Origin of the sequence: Mesorhizobium sp. M7A.F.Ca.US.005.03.2.1, assembly GCF_003997795.1 — a bacterium.
Taxonomy (GTDB): domain Bacteria; phylum Pseudomonadota; class Alphaproteobacteria; order Rhizobiales; family Rhizobiaceae; genus Mesorhizobium; species Mesorhizobium ciceri.
This window is the reverse complement of the sequence record NZ_RZRP01000309.1, coordinates 1-6,655: the sequence shown is the minus strand read 5'-3', so window position 1 is coordinate 6,655 and position 6,655 is coordinate 1. Positions and strand designations below refer to the sequence as shown.

General features: G+C 58.2%; 8 protein-coding genes. 1 reads left to right on the top strand and 7 read right to left on the bottom strand.

Features of this window, described 5'->3' with window-relative positions:
• The 7 genes from EN991_RS18170 to EN991_RS18140 all read right to left on the bottom strand — a co-directional run.
• Positions 1-187 (bottom strand): Rieske 2Fe-2S domain-containing protein (locus EN991_RS18170; RefSeq protein ID WP_164769165.1); only part of this gene is annotated, 187 nt, incomplete at its 3' end.
• A gap of 267 nt (positions 188-454) precedes the next feature.
• Complete coding sequence (gene fsa / locus EN991_RS18165; RefSeq protein WP_064994263.1) at positions 455-1,111, bottom strand: fructose-6-phosphate aldolase; 657 nt, start codon at positions 1,109-1,111, stop codon at positions 455-457.
• Between the two features lie 124 nt (positions 1,112-1,235).
• Positions 1,236-1,607, bottom strand: a complete 372-nt coding sequence (locus EN991_RS18160) for a DUF488 domain-containing protein (protein ID WP_127369255.1) — start codon at positions 1,605-1,607, stop codon at positions 1,236-1,238.
• Positions 1,604-1,825, bottom strand: a complete 222-nt coding sequence (locus EN991_RS18155; RefSeq protein WP_127369254.1) for a hypothetical protein — start codon at positions 1,823-1,825, stop codon at positions 1,604-1,606. The genes EN991_RS18160 and EN991_RS18155 overlap by 4 nt, the downstream gene beginning before the upstream one ends.
• 34 nt (positions 1,826-1,859) lie before the next feature.
• Positions 1,860-2,285 carry a cytochrome c family protein gene (locus tag EN991_RS18150; RefSeq protein WP_224674324.1) on the bottom strand — a complete coding sequence of 142 codons (426 nt, stop codon included), beginning with the start codon at positions 2,283-2,285 and terminating at the stop codon, positions 1,860-1,862.
• 99 nt (positions 2,286-2,384) lie between these two features.
• Entirely contained in the window at positions 2,385-4,154 is a 1,770-nt protein-coding gene (locus EN991_RS18145) for a GMC family oxidoreductase (protein WP_127369253.1), read from the bottom strand.
• A gap of 27 nt (positions 4,155-4,181) precedes the next feature.
• The gene (locus tag EN991_RS18140; protein WP_127366336.1) at positions 4,182-4,952 is read right to left on the bottom strand and encodes a gluconate 2-dehydrogenase subunit 3 family protein; all 771 of its coding nucleotides are present in this window, start codon (positions 4,950-4,952) and stop codon (positions 4,182-4,184) included.
• Between the two features lie 223 nt (positions 4,953-5,175).
• Between EN991_RS18140 and EN991_RS18135 the strand changes: the two genes are divergently transcribed.
• Complete coding sequence (locus tag EN991_RS18135) at positions 5,176-6,126, top strand: LysR family transcriptional regulator (RefSeq protein WP_224674321.1); 951 nt, start codon at positions 5,176-5,178, stop codon at positions 6,124-6,126.
• Positions 6,127-6,655 lie beyond the last annotated feature (529 nt).

The following is a 6,655-nucleotide window of genomic DNA, read 5'->3' as shown; positions in this document are numbered from 1 at the left end:
CCTCGACGCGCGGCCCGCCGTAATGCGTGCAGGTCGCCCCGACGGCGAAGACCTCCGCCCCGCGGCGCACAAGCAGCACCTGCTCATCGCCGCAATGGCCGACAAGCTTTGCGCCATCGGGAAGATCGGACAACGCGATCCCCTGGACCAGATCCGGCCCGTTCGGTTTGTTATGGCCTTCAGGCATTTTCTTCTCCTTTGGCGATCAGGTGTTGAAATCGCCTATACCGACGAGAAGCGGGAACTCAGGCCCGCCAGCCTCTGAATACCTTCACCTGATTGTGCGTCTTCAGGCTCTCGGCACCGCTTGTGCTAAACGTGCAGCCATGGACTCGATGCCGATTGGACGTCTGTTGTCCGTAGTTTCTCGCCATCTCTGCTATCATGCAAACGAATTTAATCGACAGTTGTGTGCATTATTTATGATTGCTCTCGCGTGATCCCGGGCAGGGAATTACAGGATTACTTGCCCCGTCTTACCCCAGTCGGCGAGAAAGGACGCCAGGCCCTTGTCGGTGAGTGGGTGTTTGGCGAGGTTTCTGAGCACCGCAGGTGGTACGGTCGCGATATCGGCGCCGGCGATCGCCGCCTGTTTGACATGGAGAGGGGTGCGAATTGAAGACGCCAGGATCTCCGTCGTGAAGGATTTGTCGTTGTCGTAGATCTTGCGGATTTCCCGGATCACCTCCATGCCGTCGAGCCCAAGGTCATCAAGCCTGCCGACAAACGGCGAAATGAAGGTCGCGCCTGCCTTGGCGGCGAGCAATGCCTGGTTGGCTGAAAAGCACAGGGTGACATTGACCTTGTGGCCGAGTTGACTAAGCGCCCGGCAAGCCCTGAACCCATCCCAGGTCGATGGCACCTTGACGGCTACATTGGCGGCAATGCCGGCCAAACGCTCTCCTTCGGCGACCATGCCGTCGAAATTGGTCGCGGTGACTTCCGCTGAAACCGGACCCTCGATCGTCTGGCAAATCTCCTTGATCACATCCCTGATGGGTCGTCCGGTCTTTGCTACAAGCGACGGGTTTGTGGTCACCCCGTCGAGAACGCCAGCGGCGGCAAGCTCACGAATTTCGGATATATCGGCGGTATCGACGAAGAATTTCATCGTCTTCTCCTCTAAGGTGAACGCCCATCGATCATTGGATGGGTGTTTTCTGCTTTGGTTCCCGGAGAGTTTGTTGTCGTGGCCGCGATCGCACGCCCAATGGCAATGGAGGAGCGCCCCGTCACTATCGGTGTCTCAGCAAAATCTCTCTAAGGACAACGGCGTCGTTGTGGGCCTCGTCATGAGCCGAGTAGACGAGTGTAACGGTGCCCTGCCGTATCAGGTCGCGCAGCTGTTCCAGTTCATCGCGATGCTCATGGATTTCCGCCGCATATCGCCGGCGGAATTCCTCCCAACGGGCTGGATCGTGTCCGAACCATTGCCGAAGCTCGGTGCTTGGCGCGAGTTGCTTCATCCAACAGTCGATGGCGGCTTCGGTCTTCCTGACCCCGCGCGGCCAAAGCCGGTCAACCAACACTCGCTTGCCGTCGTCGGCAGCGGGACTCTCATATGCCCGTTTCAATTTTACTCTGTCATTGAAGATTTTTTCACTCATCGACCTCGTGTCCCGTCTCCCTCCGTCTCGTTGACCGCATCAAGAAGTTCGGAGAATTCCTTTCCAAGGATCGCCTCGTCGACTTCGTCCAATACGACCAGAAAGACGTCGCCGTGATATCGCTCGATCCAGTGACGACCCGCTCCATGGCTGCGCAGGTAGTCACCGATCCGATGGATCGAGGAATATCCCAGGCCCTTGTGCAGCAGGAACTTCATAAAGGTCGTGCTTTGCGATCCGGACGGTTGCCCCTCACTCAAGGATCGACTTCTGTCCTTGGGCGTTGAACTGTTTCAGGTAGGCGATCACGTCGGCGATGTCCTGGTCCTTGCTGAGACCGGCAAATGTCATCTTTGTGCCGGGGACCAGTTTGCGCGGCGCGTGCAGATAGATCGTCAGGGTCGGTTCATCCCAGGTCAGACCGGAATTCTTGTTCGCCGCGGAATAATTGTAGCCCGGATACACGCCGGCCGCTCGGCCGACGATGCCATTCAAAACCGGACCTACTCCGTTCTTTGCGTCTGGGCCGACCGAGTGGCAGGCCATGCACCTCTTGAAGACGGCTGCGCCGGCTTCGGCGTTGCCGGGGGATGCCTCCAGCGCATGGGCCGACCCGACTGTAGTGAGAATTGCGGTTGTCAATCCAAGCAAAGTCGATTTCATGTTTGCTTCTTTCAACGCGTTTGTTGCGGGCTGGTCCCGGCCGACCCGGCCCTGGCGATATGGGGTTCAAACCCTGCCTGCCGGATCCGAACCGCGGATCCGGCAGGCGTTGCCTCAGGAGGGAACCAGTGCGCCGGGATTCTTCAAATACTGGTTCTTGATCGCGTCCACCGCCCAGTAGGCAAGAGCGCCTACGGGTCCGGTCGGGTTCTTCCCGGCGTTCTGGGGAAACACGCAAGCGCCGGTCACGAACACGTTCGGGACATCCCAGACCTGAAGGTATTTGTTCAGGACGCTGGTGCTCGGGTCGGCTCCAAACACTGCCCCGCCCGTGTTGTGCGTGCTTTGATAAGGCACGATCGAATAGGGCACGGGAGGGATGCTCCGATCAACCTTAGTCGCACCCATCTCCTTGGCGATCTTCACGCAGATGTCGGCCTGGCCGTTCATCTGCTTGACCTCGTTGTCCTGGAAGTCGAACGTCATCCTCATCAATGGACGCCCGAACACATCGGTGAAGGTCGGGTCGAGGCTGAGATAGTTCTGCCGGTAGGCCATCACCGCGCCCTGGTTTCCGACACTGGCCGCGTGGTCATAATTGTCGACCACTGCCTTTTTCCAGTCGGAGCCCCAACGCGGCGTGCCGTGGGGTGTTGGATGCGACTGGATCGGCCGGGCGCCCGAGTTGCTGCAGCTGATGCCGCCGCCGCCGATATAGCCGGCCTTCACGAAATCGTAGTTGTCGCCGTTGAAATCATCCATGCAGGTGCCGAGCGCGCCGGCGCCCATGAAGCGATTGAGGATGGTTTCCTTGTCGAAGAAGGCGGTAGCCCCGCCACCGCACTGATAAGCATAGTTGCGGCCGACCACGCCCTTGCCCGTGGCCGGGTCATAAGGCACGCCGATGCCCGATTGCAGCAGCAGGTTGACATTGCCGAGCGCATAGGCTGACAGGATGATGAGGTCGGCAGGCTGTTCGAACTCCCGCCCGCGTGCGTCGAGATAGGTGACGCTGACCGCTTTCTTGCGGGTCGAGTCGAGATTGACCTTCAGCACGATCGAGTTGGTGCGCAGCTCGAAATTCGGGTTCTTCAGCGCCAGCGGAATGACGGTGAAATGCGGGCTAGCCTTAGCATTGGCCTCGCAGCCGAAACGCTCGCAGAAGCCGCAATAGTGACATTGGCCGAAGGCCACGCCATCGGGATTGACGTAATCGCGCGACGCGTTTGACGACGGATTGGGGAACGGGTGATACCCGAGATTACGGGCCGCCTTCTCGAACATCACCATGCTCTGCGCGGCGATCATCGGCGGGTTGGGGTATTCCTCCTTTCGCGATCCTTCGAAGATGTTGCCACCATCGATCTTTCGGCCGTTGATGTTGCCGGCCTTGCCGGAGGTGCCGCAGGTCTTTTCGAACCTGTCGTAATAGGGCTCGAGATCGTCATAGGTGATCGGCCAGTCCTGCAGGTGCATATCCGAAGGGATGATCTTGTCGCCGTATTTGTCGACCGTCCGGGTGCGCGCCTGATGGTCCCATTCGAGCCAGCGCCAGGTGACACCGTTCCAGTGCACGCCGGCGCCGCCAACGCCCTGGCCAGGCAGGAACGAGCCGAGTTGCCGCATCGGCAGCGCCGTTTGCGATTCACTGTTGCGGAACGTGATGGTTTCCCGCCGGACGTTCTGCATGAGATCGTGGCGGGCGGCGTAGCGCAGTTCGTCATGGATCTGTGGGTCGATGAAGTCCGGATTGGTGTCACGCGGGCCTCCCCGCTCAAGGGCGACGATTTTCAGCTTGGTCGAAGCAAGTTCCTTGGCAATGATGCCGCCCGTCCAGCCCAGGCCGACAATCAGGACATCAATCGCGTTCAATTTGGTGGCCATGTTATAGTCTCCTTGTTCTTTCGCCGATTAAACGAGATCCTGGATGCCCTTCGGTTCAGCCGTATAGAGCTTGTTCCGAAATGGTTCGATCTTGTCCATATACATGGCGTCGGCGCCTGGGAAACCGATCATCTTCCAGGCCGCCCTGTCCTTGTTTCCGCCATACATCGGGTCGGCCAGATAGCCCTCGACCGTGAGTTGGAGCAGAAGCCCGAAGAAGGTCGCGGTCGGCACCGTCGGAAGCTCGACCTTCTTGCCGTCGAGTTCGGTCATCACCGCGGCACGATCCTTTGCCGAAAGGCCGTCGAAGGTGCTCTTGTGGTTTTTCTGTACGTAAGCGCTGACGTCGGCGATCCCAGCACGGATCAGTTCCGATGGCGTCATCGGCAATTGATAGCCCTGCTCGGGCGTACCCTCGCCAAATGGCCCTTCCAGATACAGGCGGTCGCCCTTGCCGTATCCGCCGGCCATCTGCCGGTCGATATAGATCGCGACGCCGAGTTCCTTGGCGCCAGGGCCTGTTGAGTCGCTTGGAATGAGCGTATCGACAGCCGCCTCGATGAAAGCGGACTCATCGATGTTGAAGAATTCGTAGCCAATGCCTCCAGCCTGAGGTTCGGTGGCGACGGCAACGTGATGATGTCTTGTGTCAGCGGTCGCAGCCATGACTTCGTCCGCCGAAGCGGATGCCCCAAGCGGCAGGGTGCTCGCCGCCGCTCCGGCAGCTCCAGCCGCGCCGAACAGCTTCAGAAAATCACGCCGCCCCACATCGCCTTTGCTCTTTTCTTCCCTCGACATGATTCCTCCTGTGACGCTGCAGGCAAAACGATGGGTAGGTGGAGAGAGCCTTGCGCTCCGCTCCAACCGGCGCTGCGCAGCATCCAGCGCTAAGCTTGGTGGATTTCTCGGAGCGTATTGCTGGCGTATGCCGCGTAGCAAACGAATTTAATCGGCAAATGAATACAGATTTTATGATAGATCCGAATCGTTGTTGCTATTGGACTCGATACGGCTTGATCGAATGGCCGCGATAAAATGGGGGCACTTCAGAGCGCAATTTCACTGTCATTTAAATGCAGTTTTTATGTTATGTTTTTTCATGGACGTCGAGCTTGCTCGTTCTTTTCTTGAGATTGTTTCCAGCGGAAGCTTCATCCGGGCCTCCGAACGGTTGAATGTCGCCCAGACAACCGTGAGCGCGCGAATTCGAAGCCTTGAGCAACAACTAGGTCGCCAACTTTTCGTCCGCCACAAAGGCGGCGCTTCGCTCACTCCCGCCGGCGAGCAGTTCCTGCGCCACGCTCCGATGTTCGTTCAGTTGTGGCAGCGCACCCTTCATCAGGTTGCTGTTCCACCCGGCAGTCGTGCTGTTCTGACTGTTGGTAGCGAAATCAGCATCGCCGAGCCCCTTCTGCTCGACTGGGTTCGATGGATGCGTCAATCCCTTCCGGATATCGCGCTTCATGTGCACGTCGATGTGCCGCAGGACCTAATCGATCAAGTCGCATCCGGGCTCGTCGACGTGGCAATCATGTATGCGCCCCAGCATCGGCCCGGCCTGAAGATCGATCTGCTCATGGAAGAAAAACTCGTGCTCGTGACAACCGATCTGGAAGCACGCCTGGCGGGCAGCATAGACTACGCGCACATAGACTGGGGGCCAGATTTTACGTTTCATCATGGCATGAATTTCCCTGACGTCGCGCCGGACCTTTTTATGGATCTCGGCCCGCTTGCGCTCAGCTATATTCTTTCGGTTGGTGGATCCGGCTATTTCAGGATGAGCGCGGTACAGCCTCATATCGAGGCCGGACGGCTTCACCTCGTGCCCGAAACGCCGCAGTTCTCATATCCCGCTTACGCCGTTCAGTCTGCCAACGCAGATGAAGCCGTGGTGGCCCCTGCCATGGCTGGATTGCACTCTGTCTTGAATGGCGATGCTTTTTTAGGTTTCCCACCGTCTTGCACATGAGGATGCTTGATATCGTTCACATCGCGGTACCGATCCCGGATTGGACGAGGGTGACAACCAGTTGACGGGTTGCCGATCAATTTTGTACGAAAGTGCGGTCGATGGACCGGGCTTTCGAGATGTCCGCCATGCACTAAGGGATGGCTTTTTTGCCTTTCTGATGCATCTTTGGTGTGGCCTGGGTCTTGACTGAGATGTGAAGAACCCCAGTCCGGCGCTACTCAGGCAGGAGACTGGCTGGCGCCGATTGTCACCTGTGTGAGCGATCCCGAATTTGGAAACGTGGAAGCAGCGTGTAACTCTGCAGTGCGTTTCCAGCCCAATTTCGGCCGCCATCAAAAAAGACAAGCGACGGGCAATACGATGGCTATCTCGCCACGATACCGGGCTCGTCGCAATGTTCCAGCGAGGCCAGCAAAGAGTCTCATGGCGTTGCCGCCGAAACTAAGACAGATGCAAGAAAATTGCGTTGAAATCATAAGTGTCGTTTCACAACGAAGGCGCCGACGCCAAACCGAAGACCCGACCT